Here is a 16,692-nt window from a genome sequence, read left to right on the forward strand (position 1 = left end):
CCTTACAGGCTCCAGGCGACCTTCAAACCGTCGTAGACGGCTTCTTCAACCGTGCGCGGGGCCAGGCAGTCGCCGATGCGTTTTACCTCGACCAGGCCGTGCAGTTGCGCCGCCAGGGTATCGACCGGCTGATGGCCCTGGCACAGCACCAGGGTGTCGATGTCTTCAAAGATCATCGGCTCGCCGCTGGCGGTGTGTTGCAGGTACACGGTGTTGTCGTCGCAGCCGTACAGGCGTGCATAGGGGGTGATCGGGATGCCCAGCTTGTGCAGTTCGCCAGCCATCTGGTCGCGTACGTACAGCGGCAGGCTTTCGCCGCAGTGGGTGCCGTTGACCGCCAGTTGCACCTGGTGGCCTTCACGCACCAGGCGCTCGGCGATGCCCGGGCCGATCCAGTCGCAGCGCCAGTCGACCACCAGCACCGAGCGCCCGGGCTTGGCCTCGCCACGCAGGATCTGCCAGGCATCGACCACCTGCAGGTCGCCGCCGCGCTCGAAGGCCGGCCAGTAAGGTTCGGCACCGGTGGCGACGATCACCAGGTCAGGCTGCTCGCGCTCGACCAGGGCGCGATCCACGCGCGTGTTGCGCACCACCTTGACCCCGGCCAGGTGCATCTCGCGCTGCAGGTTGGTGCTGGCGCCGCCGAACTCGGCCCGGCGCGGCAGCAGTTGCGCGAGCAGCACCTGGCCGCCGAGCTGGGCGCTGGCTTCATACAAAGTGACGTCATGGCCACGGGCTGCGGCCACCGCCGCGGCCTTCATGCCGGCCGGGCCGCCACCGGCGATCATCACCCGCTTGCGTGTAGTCGCTGCCTGCTGGGTGCCGAACTGCTGCTCGCGCCCGGTTTCCGGATGCTGGATGCACGAGATCGGCAGGCCCTTGTGAAAATGACCGATGCAGGCCTGGTTGCAAGCGATGCAGGCGCGCACGTCTTCGACGCGTTCGCTGCAGGTCTTGTTGGGCATCTGCGGGTCGCAAATCAGCGCGCGGGTCATGCCGCAGACATCGGCCTGGCCACGGGCGAGGATCAGCTCCGCTTCCTGCGGCTGGTTGATGCGCCCGGTAACGAACAGCGGAATGTTCAGCTGTGCCTTGAAAGTCCCGGCCTCTCGCGCCAGATAGGCCGCCTCGATGGCCATGGGCGGGACGATGTGCACCGCACCACCGAGCGACGCCGAGGTGCCGGCGACGATGTGCACATAGTCCAGATCGGACTGCAGCATTTTTACCGCCGCCAGCGATTCGTCCTCGGTCAGGCCCTCGGCATCGCGCTCATCGGCGCTGATGCGCAGGCCGATGATGAAATCGTCTGCCGTTGCCGCACGTACCGCGGCGATCACTTCGCGGACAAACCGCAGCCGTTGCTGCAACTCACCGTTGTAGCCATCGCTGCGGCGGTTGACCCGTGGGTTGATGAACTGCGCCGGCAGGTAACCGTGGCTGGCAACCACCTCGACACCGTCGATGCCGGCCTGGTGCAGGCGCCGGGCCGCGGCGGCGTAACCGGCGACGATCTCGTCGATCATGCTCTGGTCGAGCGCCCGCGGCATCACCCGAAAACGCTCGTTGGGCACTGCCGACGCCGAGTAGGCCACCGCCAGCAGGCCATCGCTGGATTCCATGATTTCCCGCCCCGGGTGAAAGATCTGCGACAGCACCACGGTGCCATGGGCATGGCAGGTCTCGGCCAGCTGGCGGTAACCCTCGATACAGGCGTCGTCGGTGGCCATCAGCACGTGGGAGGTGTAGCGGGCGCTGTCGTGCACCCCGGCCACCTGCAGCACGATCAGGCCGACGCCCCCGGCGGCGCGGGCCTGGTGGTAGGCGATCAGGCGCTCGTTGACCAGGTTGTCGGTGGGCATCGAGGTGTCGTGGCCGCTGGACATGATGCGGTTCTTCAGGCGTTTGCCCCGGATTTGCAGCGGTTCGAACAGGTGCGTGAAGGTCGACATGCGGGTCAGGCTCCAGCGGGGTGTTGTTATTATTTTTCTATAGAAGTGTACCGACAGTAAAAAATCAACTTGTTTTTTTACTGGCCTTTGACTAGTTTGCAATCACCCCCGGGTCCTGGGGCACACCTCACAACAACAAGAAAACGGGCCACGCATCACGTGGTACCGGCAAGAGGAACCATTGATGAAATCGAACCTGCTCAAGCGCTCTCCCTGGTTGTTCGCCCTTGCTGTCGGCGCCGTCCAGGCAGCACCGGACATGGTCGTGGTCGCCTACGGCGGCGCCGGCCAGAAAGCCCAGGATGCGGCGATCTTCAAGCCGTTCAGTGCCCAGGACGGCAGCACGTTGATCCAGAGCGAGTACAACGGCGAAATGGCCCGGATCAAGGTCATGGTCGATACCGGCAACGTCGACTGGGACCTGGTGCAGATCGAAGGCCCGGACCTGATGCGCGGCTGCGACGAGGGCATGTACGAGCGCCTCGACTGGACCCGGCTCGGGCGTGCCGAGCAGTTGATCCCCGATGCCGCTCAGGAATGCGGCTCGGCGGTGCTGGTGTGGAGCGTGGCGATCGCCTACGACCGCAACAAGCTGGCCCAGGCACCGACCTCATGGGCGGATTTCTGGGACGTGAAAAAAATCCCCGGCAAACGCGGCCTGCGCAAGCGGGCGGTGTACAACCTGGAGTTCGCGCTGATGGCCGACGGGGTCAAGGTCGAGGACGTGTACAAGGTCCTGGCCACCCCCGAGGGCGTCGACCGCGCCTTCAACAAGCTCAGCGAGCTCAAGCCCTATATCCAGTGGTGGGAAGCCGGCGCGCAACCGGCGCAGTGGCTGAGCGCCGGCGATGTGGTGATGACCTCGACCTACAGCGGCCGGGTCGCCGTCGCCGCTCAACAGGGCAGCCCGTTGGCCCTGGTGTGGCCGGGCAGCCTATACGGCATGGATTACTGGGCGATCATCAAGGGCTCCAGGCATGTCGACCAGGCCAAGCGCCTGATCGCCTTCGCCAACCAGCCCGACACCCAGGTGCGCTATGTGAAGGAGATTCCTTACGGGCCGACCAACATCCAGGCCGCCGCCGAGCTTGATCCGCAGCTGGCCAGCTGGGTGCCGACCTCCAGGCAGAACCTTGAAGGCGCGCTGTCGATGAACGTCGAGTTCTGGGTCGATCATGGCGATGAACTGGAAGAGCGCTTCAACGCCTGGGCCAGCCGCTGAACCCTCGCCGAGGCTGGACATCGCACGATGTCCAGCCCTATTGTCTGGCCAGCCTTTCGCCTGAGGACAACAATAATGACCGAGACCGAAATCCACCTGCGCCAGGAGCTGGCCGCCTGCTACCGGTTGATCGCGCACTTTCGCATGACCGACCTGATCTTCACCCATATCTCGGTGCGCATTCCCGGCCCCGAGCATCATTTTCTGATCAACCCCTACGGCTTGATGTTCGATGAAATCACCGCCTCCAACCTGGTCAAGATCGACCTTGAGGGCAACGCGGTGCAGGCGTCGCCGTACCCGGTCAACCCGGCCGGTTTCGTTATTCACAGTGCCATTCATGGCGCCCGCGAGGATGCCCAGTGCGTGCTGCACACCCACACCAAGGCCGGTTGCGCGGTGGCGGCGCTCAAGTGCGGGTTGTTGCCGGTGAACCAGATTTCCATGGAGTTCCATGGCAAGGTTGCCTACCACGATTACGAAGGCATCGCCCTGGACATGGCCGAGCAAGCGCGCCTGGTCGATGACCTGGGTGACAAGGCGGTGCTGATTTTGCGCAACCATGGCTTGCTCAGCGTCGGGCGCAGTGTCAGCGAGGCGTTCCTGCGCATGTATTACCTGGAAAAAGCCTGCGAGATCCAGCTGACGGCGATGGCTGCCGGCGAGCTGGTGTTGCCGACGGAAGAGGTTTGCGCCCACACCGAACGCCAGTTCAACGAGCCAGCGCGGGCCTTGAAGGAAGGTGAGCTGAGTGACCCGGATGGCATGCAACTGGCCTGGTCGGCGTTGCTGCGCCTGCTCGATCGGGTGGCGCCGGGCTATCGCGACTGATCGGGACTTGTTGTACAGTTGTTCAACAGCATCGCGGGGCAAGCCCGCTCCCACCGGAATTGCCCATCCCCCTGTGGGAGCGGGCTTGCCCCGCGAAAAGTCTCCCACCCGAAGAGAACCGCCAATGAGCCAGGAAGCCCGTTACAGCCGTATGGTCCCGGAGTTGCGCAAGGCCAACCTGGTCGAAGCGACCCTGGTGTGTTTGAAGCGGCACGGCTTCCAGGGCGCCTCGATCCGCAAGATCTCCGCCGAGGCCGGGGTCTCGGTGGGGCTGATCAGCCACCACTATTCAGGCAAGGACGAACTGGTGGCCGAGGCCTACATGGCAGTCACCGGCCGGGTCATGGGCCTGATCCGCGAAGCCATGGCCCAAGCCGCGCCCAATGCCCGCGAGCGGCTGTCGGCGTTTTTTCGCGCCTCGTTCTGCGCCGAATTGCTCGACCCGCAGCTGCTCGATGCTTGGCTGGCGTTCTGGGGCGCAGTGAAAACCGCCGAAGCGATCAACCAGGTGCACGATCACTCCTACGGCGAATACCGCAACGAACTGGGCCGGCTGCTGGCGGACCTGGCCAAGGAGGAGGGCTGGCAGGCCTTCAACGCCGACCTGGCAGCCATCAGCCTGAGCGCCTTGCTCGACGGCCTGTGGCTGGAATCCGGGCTCAACCCGGGCACCTTCACCCCGGAGCAGGGCGTGCAGATCTGCGAGGCCTGGGTTGATGGCCTGCAGGCCGGTGGCCGCCGGCGCTTCACCCTGACCGAGGGCTGTTGATCGGTCGTTCAGTAATGGGTACGCTGCTGTCGTGAGTCATACAACAATTCCTATAAGAGACAACACGCAATGACGCCTCGGGTACTGGTCGTCGATGACGATCCGCTTATTCGCGACTTGCTGCACGCCTACCTGTCCCAGGAAGGCTACGACGTGCACTGCGCCGCCACCGCGGAGCAGGCCGAGCATGTGCTCGCCGAGCAGGCCGTCGACCTGGTCATGCTCGACATCCGCCTGCCGGGCAAGGACGGCCTGACCCTGACCCGCGAACTGCGGGTGCGCTCGGAGGTCGGCATCATCCTCATCACCGGCCGTAATGACGACATCGACCGTATCGTTGGCCTGGAATGCGGCGCCGACGACTACGTGATCAAACCGCTGAACCCGCGCGAACTGGTGTCGCGGGCCAAGAACCTGGTGCGCCGGGTCCGCCATGCCCAGGCCGGCAAGCCGCCCAGCGCCGGCAATCACCCGCTCAAGCAATTCGCCGACTGGGCCCTGGACACCGACCGCCGCCGCCTGATCGATGCGCAAGGTGGCGAAACCCTGCTGACCCACGGCGAATTCCAGCTGCTCAGTGTGTTCCTGCGCAACAGCGGCCATACCCTGAGCCGCGACCAGCTGATGGACCAGATCCGCAACCGCGAGTGGGTGCCCAACGACCGCTCCATCGACGTGCTGGTCGGCCGCTTGCGGCGCAAGCTGCATGACGATCCGGCCGAACCGCAGCTGATCATCACCATTCACGGCGCCGGTTATCTGTTTACTGCCAGCGTGGCGGCCTGATCACATGTGGCGGCTGCTCTGGCTCGCCATGCTGATGCCCGGCGCCCAGGTCCAGGCGGCCGAGCGCATCCGCTATTGCGACTACCCGGTGTACCCGCCGATTTCCTGGAGCGACGGCAAGCAGGTGCGCGGCCTGGCGCCGACCGTGGTGCGCCAGTTGTTCGCGCGCCTGGGCTATGAGGTGGAGATCGTCGTGCTGGGCAACTGGAAGCGCTGCCTGCTCGACGCTGCCGCCGGCCGGGTGGATGTGGTGCTGGCCTACAACAGCGATCAACGCGACCAGGGCATGCGCTTTTCCACGGTGCCGGTGCTGCGTGAGGAAGTGGCGGTGTTTTTCAATCGCCAGCGGCCGGTGACCTTCGAGCGCCTTGAAGACCTGGCCAGCTACCGCGGTGGGCTGTTGTTCGGTGAAAGCTACGGCGCGGATTTCGACCGCTTCGTGGCACGCCACCAGAACATCGAGTGGGTCTCCGACAGCCAGCAGAACTTCGGCAAGCTGATTCGCGGGCGTATCGACTTCGTCATCCAGGAGCGGCGCACCGGCCAGCTGTTCGTCGAGCATTTGCCCGGCGCCGAGGATATCCAGGCCTTGCCCACCGCGCTGAGCGTTGACTATCTGCGGGTGGCGGTTTCGCGGCATTCACCCTTGAGCCAGCACATGGCGCAGATCGACGAGCAACTGCAGCGCATGCGCGACAACGGCGAGATCCAGCGCTGGCTGGAGCAGAGCGAAGTCATCTACCGCGACATGGTCAACCTGCCGGCAGACGCCAAATGATGCGCCTGCAACCCGGTGGCCTGCTGCGACGCCTGTTGCTGTTCATCCTGTTGTTCAGCTTGTGCTTTACCGTGCTGGCCAGCACCGTGCAGTTGTATTTCGAGTACCGCCGCGAGATGCGCGACATCGACGCGCGCATGGCGTTGATTCGCGCCGGCTACCTGGCAAGCCTTGAACGCAGCCTCTGGGACCTCAACCAGGAGCAGTTGAACGTGCAGTTGCGCGGCCTGGTGGACTTCTCCGATGTGGCGCGGGTGCGCCTGAACAGTGCCGACTTCGACTTGCTGCAGGGCGAAGCGACGCCACAAGGGCCGCTGCGCATCGAGCGTTTCGCACTGGACTATCAACCGCCTTCAGGACCGTTGCGCCACCTGGGTGAGCTGGAGATCAGCATCGACCTGGGGGCGGTGCACCGGCGCCTGTTCGCCACCGGGCTGACCAGCCTGCTGTGGATGAGCGTGTTCCTCTGCGGCCTGGCGGTGGCGTTGTCGGGCTTGTTTTACCGCCTGGTCACCCGCCACCTGCAAGTGATGGCCGAGTTCGCCCGGCGTATTGGTGCAGGCGACTGGCAGGTGCCGCTGCGCCTGGACAAGCGCCGCTCAAGCCGCGAAGACGAAATCGACACCGTGGCCCACGCCCTGGACGACATGCGCAGGAATATTCTCAGCGACATCGACCGCCGCGAAGTCGACCGCCTGGCCTTGCAAGGCAAGCGCGACGAACTGCAAAAGATGGTCGAGCGGCGCACTGCCAGCCTGATGCGCGCCAAGGAGGATGCCGAAGCGGCGAACCTGGCCAAATCGCGCTTTCTGGCGACCATGAGCCATGAACTGCGCACCCCGCTCAATGGCATCCTGGGGATGGCCGAATTGCTCCGTGAAGCGGATCTGGACGCCCGCGACAGCAAGCGCCTGGATGCCCTGTACAAGGCCGGCGAAGGCTTGCTGAGCATCCTCAACGAAGTGCTGTACTTTGCCCGCCTGGAGGAGGGCGAAAGCCACCCGGAAGCGGTGGATTTCTCCCTGCGCCAACTGTGCGACGAGGTCATGACCCTGCTCGAACCGCGGGCCCTGAGCAACGACACGGTGTTGTGCTGTCGTATCGATACGCAGTTGGCGCCACGTCAACACGGCGCCGAACAGTTCCTGCGCCAGGTGCTCAGCAACCTGCTGGCCAATGCCATCAAGTTCACCGAGGCCGGTGAGGTGAGTGTCGAGGTCCAGGTGCTGGGCCAGGAGCAGGGCCTGCAGCAGTTGCGGATCAGTGTTAGCGACAACGGCATCGGCATCGCCCCGGCGGTGCAAGGGCGGATTTTCGAGCGTTTCGTCCAGGCCAGCGACGCTGTGGCCCGCCGCTATGGCGGCACCGGCCTGGGCCTGGCGATCTGCAAGCACCTGGTGGAACTGCTCGGCGGGCGCATCGGCCTTGAAAGTGTCGAGGGGCAGGGCAGTTGTTTCTGGTTCGAGCTGGAGCTGCAAGCGGCGGCGGCCGAGGCGCCGGCGCTGCTGCCGGCAGCAGCGATCCAGGCCCTGGATATTCTTGTGGTCGAAGACGTCGAGCTCAACCGCGAGGTGGTGCGCGGCCTGCTGCAGCGCGACGGGCACCGCCTGTGGATGGCCGAGGACGGTGAACAGGCGCTGGAGCTCTGTGCCCAGCGGCGCTTCGACCTGATCCTGCTCGATGTGCACCTGCCGGGTATCAGTGGCGTCGAGCTGTGCCGGCAGATCCGCCGCACCTCTGGGCCGAACCGCGCTTGCCGGATCCTGGCGCTGACCGCCAGCGTGCAGCCGGCGCTGGTGCGCGGATTCCTTACGGCCGGCATGCAGGGCATCCTCGCCAAGCCGCTGAAGCTCGACAGCTTGCGCCAGGCTTTGGCGCAACAGGGGCAGGTGATCGAGGCCGCAGCGGCCGGGCAGGGCATGGACTGGGCGCTGCTCGATACCCATCGCAGCCTGCTCGGTGAGCAAAAGCTCCAGGGCTTGCTAACAGTTTTGCGCGATGACATCGAACAGCACCAGAGCGCGCTGGCCGAAGCGCTCAAGGCCGGCGACTGCACCGAGGTCGCGCACCTGGCCCATCGCCTTGCCGGCAGCAGCGATTCCCTGGGTTTTCGCGGACTGGCGACGGTACTGCGCGCGCTGGAAGAAGCAGCGCTGGGTAAGCACCAGGCGGCCCTGAACGCCCTGCAAGTACCCTTGGCCGAGCAGATACGCCTGGCTGGCGAGACCCTGAAACAGCTGATCCAGTGCTGACGTACAAAAAACTTACGACTTTTTACATCTTCGATCTTCAGGTACAACGCCACCTTACATCGCTTTCCAATAATCGACGGCAACCGCTGCCCGCGGTCTTCGAAGCTTATTGGAGATAATAATAATGAACTGCCGTAAAGCTCAGCCGTCCCCGCACCACCGCCTGTCCCTTCCGCGCTTCAACCACTGTTGAGGTGCCGACATGACTGACTCTACCGAACGTAAAGGCATCCACCTCACCCGTGCGCTGAAAAGCCGGCATATCTTCATGCTGTCGCTGGGCGGGGTGATCGGCACCGGGCTGTTCATGGGCTCGGGGGTGACCATCAACCAGGGCGGGCCCATGGGCGCGATCCTCGCCTACCTGGTGGCGGGTTTGCTGATGTACCTGGTGATGGTCTGCCTGGGCGAACTGTCGGTGCAGATGCCGGTGTCCGGCTCGTTCCAGGCCCACGCCACCAAATTCATCGGCCCGGCCACCGGCTTCATGATCGGCTGGGTGTACTGGATGAGCTGGGCGACCACCGTGGGCCTGGAGTTCACCGCCGCCGGCATGCTGATGGTGCGCTGGTTCCCGGAGGTACCGATCTGGTACTGGTCGGCGCTGTTCGTGGTGGTGCTGTTCGGCCTCAATGCCCTGGCCACCCGCGCCTTTGGTGAAGCCGAGTACTGGTTCTCGGGGATCAAGGTGGCGGCGATCCTCGGCTTTATCATCGTTGGCGTGCTGGTGATCTTCGGCGCCATCCCGCTGACCAGCGGCGAGCCGGCGCCGATGATGAACAACCTGATCGGCGACTCGATGTTCCCCAATGGCCTGTCGGCGGTGTTCGCGGTGATGATGACCGTGGTCTATGCCTTCCAGGGCTGCGAGATCATGGGCGTGGCCGCCGGTGAAACCGACCAGCCGGAAAAGAGCATCCCGCGCGCGGTGCGCAACGTGGTGTTTCGCGTGCTGATCTTCTATGTGCTGGCCATCGTCGTGCTCTCGGCGATTGTGCCGTGGCAACAGGCCGGCCTGATGGAGAGCCCGTTTGTGCAGGTGTTCGACATGGTCGGCATTCCCTACGCGGCGGACCTGATGAACTTCGTCATCCTTACCGCGATTCTGTCGGTGGGCAACTCCGGCCTGTATGCCTCCACGCGCATTCTCTGGGCCATGTCCAAGACCGGCATGGCGCCGAAAAGCCTGTCGCCCTTGAGCAAGCGCGGCGTGCCGTTGCGAGCGCTGAGCATCACCCTGTGCTTTGCCCTGGTGTCGCTGATGACCAGTTTCGTCGCCGCCGATACCTTGTTCATGGTGCTGATGGCGGTGAGCGGCATGTCCGGTACCGTGACCTGGATCGTCATTGCCCTGGCCCAGTACAAGTTCCGCCGCGCCTACCAGCAGGGCGGCGGCAAGCTTGCCGACCTCAAGTACCGCGCGCCGCTGTTCCCGCTGGTGCCGCTGGTGTGCATTGCCCTGTGCAGTTCGCTGTTCGTGTTCCTGGCGCTGGATGAGACCCAGCGGCCGTCGCTGTATTGGGGTTTTGGTTTCATCGCAGTGTGTTACGCGGCGTACTTCATCATTCACCGCAAGCGCCAGGGGGTGTTGGCGCCGTCGGTGTAAACCCGGCCACCTAGCATTTTTGTCAGTTGTTGGCCTCGATAACGAGGTATTGAATCAGGGGCGACTTTAACCAGGGCGGCCCTTTTTCATGGCGGTATGCACGCAGGGCCGAAACGTTGTTTCCCCGCACCGAGGCTGTCTGCCATGAATGACTTGCAAACCGATACCATCGAATCCACGACCACCAGCGAGCTGCCGGCACTGTCCCTGTTCGCCTCGGTCGCGCCGGTCAGTGACTATGACGCGGGCGTCAACCTGCATACCCTGAGCACCGACGCGCGAGGTGTGCTGGCGACCGTGCCGCCTTTCACCGATGTGCGTGCCGGTGACGAACTGCGGGTGTACATGGGCGCCGGCAGCACTCCGGTGGTTACGCCGCTGGTACTCGAAGGCGTTGATCTTGGCCGGCCCTTGCACGTGCACGTGCCCAGCGAGCTGTTCACCCCGGGTGCTCATGTGCTGCATTACCGCTTCAGCCGCAACAACATTGAATACGCGGCGTCACGCGACCTCTCGGTCCTGGTCAAGCTGGACCGCCCGGGCGGTTCCGAGCCCGGGCACCAGGGCCTGGTCGCGGCAGATGTCGGTGTCAATCCGGTGACCGCTGAACACCTGGAGAACGGCGTCCAGGTGCAGGTCTATTTCTACGAGCACCGCGCCGTTGGCGATGTGATCCGCCTGAGCTGGGGCGGGGTGATGCTGAGCTATACCCTGGTCGAGGCCGACCTCAACCAGCCGGTGGTGTTCACGGTGCCCGGCAGTGTCATTCGCCAGGCCGGTGACAGCCCCAACCTGGTGGTGACCTGGGAAGTGCACGATATTGTCCACAACACCAGCCAGACCTGGGCTCCGCATGTGTCGGTGGTGGTCGACACCGGCCATGCGCAGTTGCCGGCCGTTTCGGTCACGGGGCTCGATAACGAGGGCTATATCAACCTCGAGGTGCTGGGCAGCGACGACTTGCAGATTCATGTGCAGGCCAGCGCGCCGACGTTCGCCATCGGCGACACGGTCAGGTTGCGCTTTACCGGCTACATCGATTCGGGCCTGCCGACCCATATCGACCTGGACCAGACCCTCCGCGGGAGCTTGCCGCAGACCCTGACGTTCACCATTGCCAATGACAAAGCCTGGGCCCTGGCCAGTGGCCTGGCGGTCGTGGGCTACAGGCTGGTGAAGGCTGGCGGCGAGCAGCACTCGCAGCGCCTGAGCATCGGTTTCAAAGGGCAGCCCAAGGCGTTGACTGTGCCGAGAGTGGCGCAGGCGGAGGAGGGCGTACTGGCCTACGATATTGCCCGGGCTTCGGTGATGATCCCCAAGTACCAGGGGCGCACGGCGGGCCACCAGATTACCCTGGTGTGGCAGGGCACCCAACTTGGCGGCAGGCCGACCCTGCATGAAGTCAGGCGTGTGGTGACCGCCTCGGAAGGGGCAGGGGACCGCGAGCTGGCGATCAATGTCGGCACGGAACACATCCGCCTGCTGGAGTCGGGTACGCTCAAGGTCTACTACCAGGTGCGCATGCTCAGCACGCGCAGTGTCGGCTTTCGGCAATCGGACCCGCTGGAGCTGCGTGTCAGCGCCGCCGGACTGTTGCCGGCGCCGGAGGTGGACGAGCCGGTCAATGAGCTGGACCCGCATTTCTACCCGCTTGGGGTGCAGGTGACAGTCAATTACTCGGGCAAACACATAGGCGACAAGGTCACGTTCAGCTGGCAAGGCGCCGGACCGGAGAGCAGCTACAGCGAAGCCAAAACGGTCGACAGCAGCGGCGCGCTGCCAGCGTTCCGGGTACCCCAGGCCATCGCCAACGCCGGCCTGGGTAGCACGGTGTTGATGAGCTACGAGGTCGAGCCGGCGTTGGGCGGCCGGCCGTTGCCGTCCCAGGAGCGGGCGCTGGTGTTGCGCTCCGTCGCCCCGGTGCCGCAACTGGCGCAACTGACGGGCGCGCAGAACGGTAGCTACGACCCGATGCTCGGGCTGCACGGCGCCCAGGTGCTGATCAGCTACCCGGGCATGCGCGCCAGTGATCGGATTGTCTTGATCTGGAAAGGCGCTGCGGGCGCTGGCTCACCGGTACTGCCTGAGCGCCCGGGCAGTGATACCGGCAGCATCACCATCAGCGTGCCGGCGGCGGCGGTGGCGGCGAACTTCAACGGCGCGGTGCAGTTTTACTATGAGGTGCTGCGCAATGAACTGGCGGCGCTCGAGTCGCCCAGGCAAACCGTGCAAATCGGCGCGCCGAGCGCCGATGATTTACCACGCCCGAGGATCGATGAGGCTAACGGCAGCGAACTGGATCTGGACCTGTTCGAGGGCGACGCCCACATCAGCGTCAGCGCCTGGCCGTTCATTGCCCTGGGCCAGCGGCTGTGGCTGGAGGTGCGCAGCGCCAATGCCACGCTGCCGCTGTTGGTGGACAGCCCGGTAGAGCAGGTGGCGGGGCTGAGCGTGGCGCTGCCGCGCGAGTTTCTCGACGAGCTCGACGATGGCAGCGCGTTGTCGCTGCATCTTAGTGTCAACTTCGGCGGCGCTGCGACGCTGGATTTCCCGGTCAGGACCTACACCGTGCGCCAGGGGCAACTGCACATCGGTGTCTCCGATTCGGGCCTGGCCCGTTCCGCCTTGCCCGAGGACTGGGCGCTGGCGACCCAGACCTGCGCGGTGACCCTGGTCGGACGGCCGGGCGCGCAAGGCAGCCTCAGCGTCAATGGCTCGGCGCAATTCGACAACGACAACCAGCAGTTGGACTTCACCCTGGATGCCCAGGGTGAGTTCACCGCCTGGCTGGGCGACCGCTATGCCGAGACGGTGCTGGTCAGCGCGGCGATCGGCACCGGCCAGGTCCAGCATGTGCCGGTGCGCTTTACCGATGTCTTCCCGTTCGATCAACAGCAGGACGATCAACACGTACGCGCCCGTGCGGCCAGCGGTGCGCTGGCCAACGGCCGCGCCGCCAACCGCGTATGTTTTGAGGCCGACGGCTTCACCGATGCCACTTACGTGCAGGTTGAACTGAGCGGCAGCGCACAGATTGTCGGCCACCCTGGCCAGGTGGTCAGCCTGCCGTTGACCGAGCTGACCGGTGATTGCCAGTTCGACGTGGTCGACAACGTCGCCGAAGAAGTGACGGTGACCTTTCAACTGCCCCAGGGCGGCAGCTGGACCCGCTTCAGCAAGACCCTGTACTTCTCCAGCCTGGCTTCACGCTATGCGGCCCGGGGGGTGGCGGCCGACGGCATTCCCTGGTTCATGCGCGTCAACCAGATCACCAGCGTCGAAACCAGCCATGTGCGCATCCCGCACATGCGCGAGTTCAGCGATCATCCCGCAGGCCTTGATGGCGGCATTGGCGTGCGGGCCATGGAAGCTGACCGCAAGGGGTTGCTGGTGCTGGTCGAGCCTTACGTGCAAATGGCCGCCGGCGACAAGATTCACGTGCACTTTGGCGACGAAGAGGTGCCTGCCACGCCCTTGCCGATCATGGTATTGCCCGAGGAAGTGAACAACCTGGTCACCCTGTTCGTGCCCGCTGCCCGCATTCCCAAAGGCGTCAGCGAGGTATGGTTCACGGTCGAACCGCTGAGCGGCAACAAACGGGCGTCGGCGCGCTTGCGGGTCAAGGTCAAGGTCACCTTGCCCGGCGGCCCTAATCAAATCCCTGGCAGCCCTCATAATGCCAACTTGATGTCGCCGGACGTGCCCTTCGGCCTGATCGACTGGGAGATGGCCCAGGACGGCGTCACGGTGTATGTCAACCGCTGGCGCTATATGGAAGTCGGCGACACCCTCAACTTGAGCTGGGGCGGGGCCAAGGTCACTCACGTCGTCCAGGAAGGCGAGGTGGGCAAGACCATACCGGTGTTCGTCGACTATGCCACCATCGAGGCGGGCGGCGATGATGAGCGCCTGCTGGTGCTGTACTGGCTGGAAGACGAGGTGGGCAACGAGTCCGATGGCGCCTCGTTGCCCAGCTATGCCTTTGTCGAAGTCAGCCTGCTGTTGTTGCCACGGCCAGGGGTGGCCGGGATTGACGAGGAAGGTTTCCTCGACCTGGGGGCGCTGCAGGGCGCCGATGTCGAGATCTCGGTAATTGCCGATCGGCCGGATTTTCGCGTTGGCGATCAGGTGGTTTTCACCTTCCGCGGTTACACCGAAGACGTGGCGGCGATCCCGCCACATGTCTCCCCCGCGTACCCGGTGGGCATCATTCCACCCCCGCGGACCATTACCCACAAGGTGCCCAACAGCATCGCCGAGTCGATCGCCGGTGGCCTGGCCTATGTCTCCTACAAGGTCACCCGCGACGGGCAGCAGATTCCATCCCGAACCACTGCCGTCGGCGTGCGGGGCAAGGCGGCCGAGTTGCTGCCGCCGGATGTCGACGAGCGCCAGGAAGACTTCCTGCCCGACACATTGCCGCAAGCCGTGGTGCGCATTCCGCCGTGGGTGGGCATGTTTGCCGGCCAACAGGTCCGCCTGGTCTGGCAAGGCAAACGGGAGAACGGCCACGCCTACGCCTTTATGCGCGACTGGTACCTGACCGGGTCCCAAGTGGACCACCCGGTCGTGCTTATCGTGCAAGCCGAGCATATTGCCGCGCTGTCGGGCGGTAACCTGGAACTGTTCTACCGGGTGTACTTCGGCAGCAGCGAGCCGCGGGAGTCCCAGGTGTTGCCATTGTGGGTCGGTGAGCCGGCCCCCGAGCTGGTCGCCCCGAACGTGCCGGAGGCCGAGAACGATACCCTCGACCCGATCGGCATCGTCGTGGCTACCGTCGAGGCGCCCCTGTACGAAGGTATGGCCCCTGGGCAAACGGTATGGATGGAGTGGCTGAGTCCGGTCGCGGGGGCGGACATCATCGACAACTTCCCGGTGCAGACTGCCGATGATGTGGCGTTTCCCGTCTACGAGGAGGATATCGTGCCCAGCCTGGGGCACGAGGTGCGCATCCGCTACTATGTTAGCGAGCCGGCGCAACGCCGGCGCTATTCGGACTTCCTGCACCTGGGCATCGGCCCGGTGCTGAGTAACCCGCCACGGCCGCGGATCGAGGAGGCCAATGGCGATGCGCTCAATCTGCTGAGTTTTCCGGGCGATGCGCTGGCGACGGTGGCGATATGGAATGGGATCAACGAGCGTCAGCGTTACTGGTTTCGTTGCCGTGGAACCGATGCACAAGGTAATGCCAAGACTATCGTCCTGGCTGAAGGGCAACGGGTGTCCGCAGGGGAGGTCAACCTGGGGGTACGCGCTACGCTGAACCGGGCCGATTTGCAGGCATTCGCCCACCAGAGCCGGATCACTCTGGAGATGGCGGTGGCGCTGCGTGAGGATGCCGAAGAATCGCAAGCTATCAGGTTCCCGGTGCGCGAGTACCAGATCCTTCAGGTGCAGATCAGCCTGACCGATCCTAAAATTCTCGAGGCGAGCGGCCAAGTGCTGGAACTGGCCGCCTTCTCCGGTAACGCCACCTTGAGGATTGATCGCTGGCAGGGGATTGTTGCAGGTCAGCAGGTCTGGGTGACGCTTGAAGGCAAACGTCAAAGTGGAGGAGACTGGACGCTACCGCTGCTTGTAGCGCATCCGGTGTCTCCGGCTGAGGTGACGGGCGGCATTACTCGCCCGATTTCGCGCTCGGACCTTGAAAAGCTCTCTGACCGTTCGCGTTTGAACATCCACTTGCGCGTGGAAAACATCGAAGCGCCGGTGATTGCTTATGAGATGCGGGTAGTGAGCCCGGTGGCTCTGAGGGTGACCGCTGAAGGCTCAGCTAATGTCTGGCCCGCGTATGGACATACGATACTGGGTAACCAATTACTGGTGACGGGCAAACCGGGGCAAGGTGCGACCTTGCAACTGATAGGCAAGGGTTTCTTTACAGGTGGAGGAATACAGAAAGACGTAATACTTGACCAACGGGGGGAGTGGCGTGAATGGGTGGGCTCTCAATTCAACACCAACAGCCTAACCGCAGTTGTTACTGCTCATGGTGGCAATTCAGTAGTTGCTCTTATGCAATTTAGAGATTTGATTGCGCCCACTGTTGTACCCGGCGGTCGGATCTGGGTGCAGGTGGCAACGGGGGCACGAGCCGATGGGCGAAGCGTGAACCGAATCTCCTATTCGACGCAAGGTTTCGGTGCAGATCAAGAGTGCAGGGTAGGCATTCCCAGGGGCGCGCAGGTGGTGGGGTATCCGGGGAACGACGTAATTATCAGGCTGGGGGTAAGCAACACCACCGGTACCCGAGTGGGCTACGTTGCAATCGATGTAGTTTATTCAAGAGCTGAATCAATTAATTTAACGTTCAGGCTCATTAATGCAGGGAACCCTGTCTCTTCTTCCTTGATTTACCGAACTACCCGGTTCACCTTGTAGTGGTCAACTAATCCCGGACACTGCGTTAAGTTTTTCCTCGGCCACAGCGGGCGCCAGCCCGCTGTTAAATTGATGTGGCCGTTGCCAGTTGTAGCGCTGCATCAAAAACCGGCCG

At 63.9% G+C, this 16,692-nt stretch carries 9 protein-coding genes; 8 read left to right on the forward strand and 1 reads right to left on the reverse strand.

What is annotated here, in order from left to right; translation table 11 throughout:
* Positions 1–2: 2 nt before the first annotated feature.
* Positions 3–1,952: an oxidoreductase gene (locus tag UW3_RS0125575; protein ID WP_010226872.1), complete on the reverse strand. Its 1,950-nt coding sequence runs from the start codon at positions 1,950–1,952 to the stop codon at positions 3–5.
* Positions 1,953–2,136: 184 nt separating this feature from the next.
* On the opposite strand from UW3_RS0125575, the gene UW3_RS0125580 reads away from it, so the two are divergent.
* The 8 genes from UW3_RS0125580 to UW3_RS0125615 all read left to right on the forward strand — a co-directional run bounded on the left by UW3_RS0125580 (position 2,137) and on the right by UW3_RS0125615 (position 16,577).
* A complete protein-coding gene (locus UW3_RS0125580) occupies positions 2,137–3,174 on the forward strand; it encodes an ABC transporter substrate-binding protein (RefSeq protein WP_010226873.1) in 1,038 nt (345 codons plus the stop codon).
* Positions 3,175–3,249: 75 nt separating this feature from the next.
* Positions 3,250–4,005, forward strand: a complete 756-nt coding sequence (locus UW3_RS0125585) for a class II aldolase/adducin family protein (RefSeq protein WP_010226875.1) — start codon at positions 3,250–3,252, stop codon at positions 4,003–4,005.
* Positions 4,006–4,129: 124 nt separating this feature from the next.
* Positions 4,130–4,774 carry a TetR family transcriptional regulator C-terminal domain-containing protein gene (locus UW3_RS0125590; protein ID WP_010226876.1) on the forward strand — a complete coding sequence of 215 codons (645 nt, stop codon included), beginning with the start codon at positions 4,130–4,132 and terminating at the stop codon, positions 4,772–4,774.
* 69 nt (positions 4,775–4,843) lie between these two features.
* The gene (locus tag UW3_RS0125595; RefSeq protein WP_010226877.1) at positions 4,844–5,560 is read left to right on the forward strand and encodes a response regulator; all 717 of its coding nucleotides are present in this window, start codon (positions 4,844–4,846) and stop codon (positions 5,558–5,560) included.
* A 4-nt stretch (positions 5,561–5,564) separates the two neighbouring features.
* On the forward strand, positions 5,565–6,338 hold the full coding sequence (locus tag UW3_RS0125600) for a substrate-binding periplasmic protein (RefSeq protein ID WP_010226878.1): 774 nt from the start codon (positions 5,565–5,567) through the stop codon (positions 6,336–6,338).
* Positions 6,335–8,590 (forward strand): hybrid sensor histidine kinase/response regulator, encoded by a 2,256-nt coding sequence (locus tag UW3_RS0125605; protein WP_010226879.1) that lies wholly within the window; start codon positions 6,335–6,337, stop codon positions 8,588–8,590. Before UW3_RS0125600 ends, UW3_RS0125605 begins: the two co-directional genes overlap by 4 nt.
* A gap of 202 nt (positions 8,591–8,792) precedes the next feature.
* Positions 8,793–10,196, forward strand: coding sequence for an amino acid permease (locus tag UW3_RS0125610; protein ID WP_010226880.1), 1,404 nt, complete (start codon positions 8,793–8,795; stop codon positions 10,194–10,196).
* A gap of 144 nt (positions 10,197–10,340) precedes the next feature.
* Positions 10,341–16,577 (forward strand): hypothetical protein, encoded by a 6,237-nt coding sequence (locus tag UW3_RS0125615; RefSeq protein ID WP_010226882.1) that lies wholly within the window; start codon positions 10,341–10,343, stop codon positions 16,575–16,577.
* Positions 16,578–16,692: the final 115 nt, after the last annotated feature.

This window comes from Pseudomonas donghuensis (assembly GCF_000259195.1).
In the GTDB taxonomy this organism is placed as follows: Bacteria; Pseudomonadota; Gammaproteobacteria; order Pseudomonadales; family Pseudomonadaceae; genus Aquipseudomonas; species Aquipseudomonas donghuensis.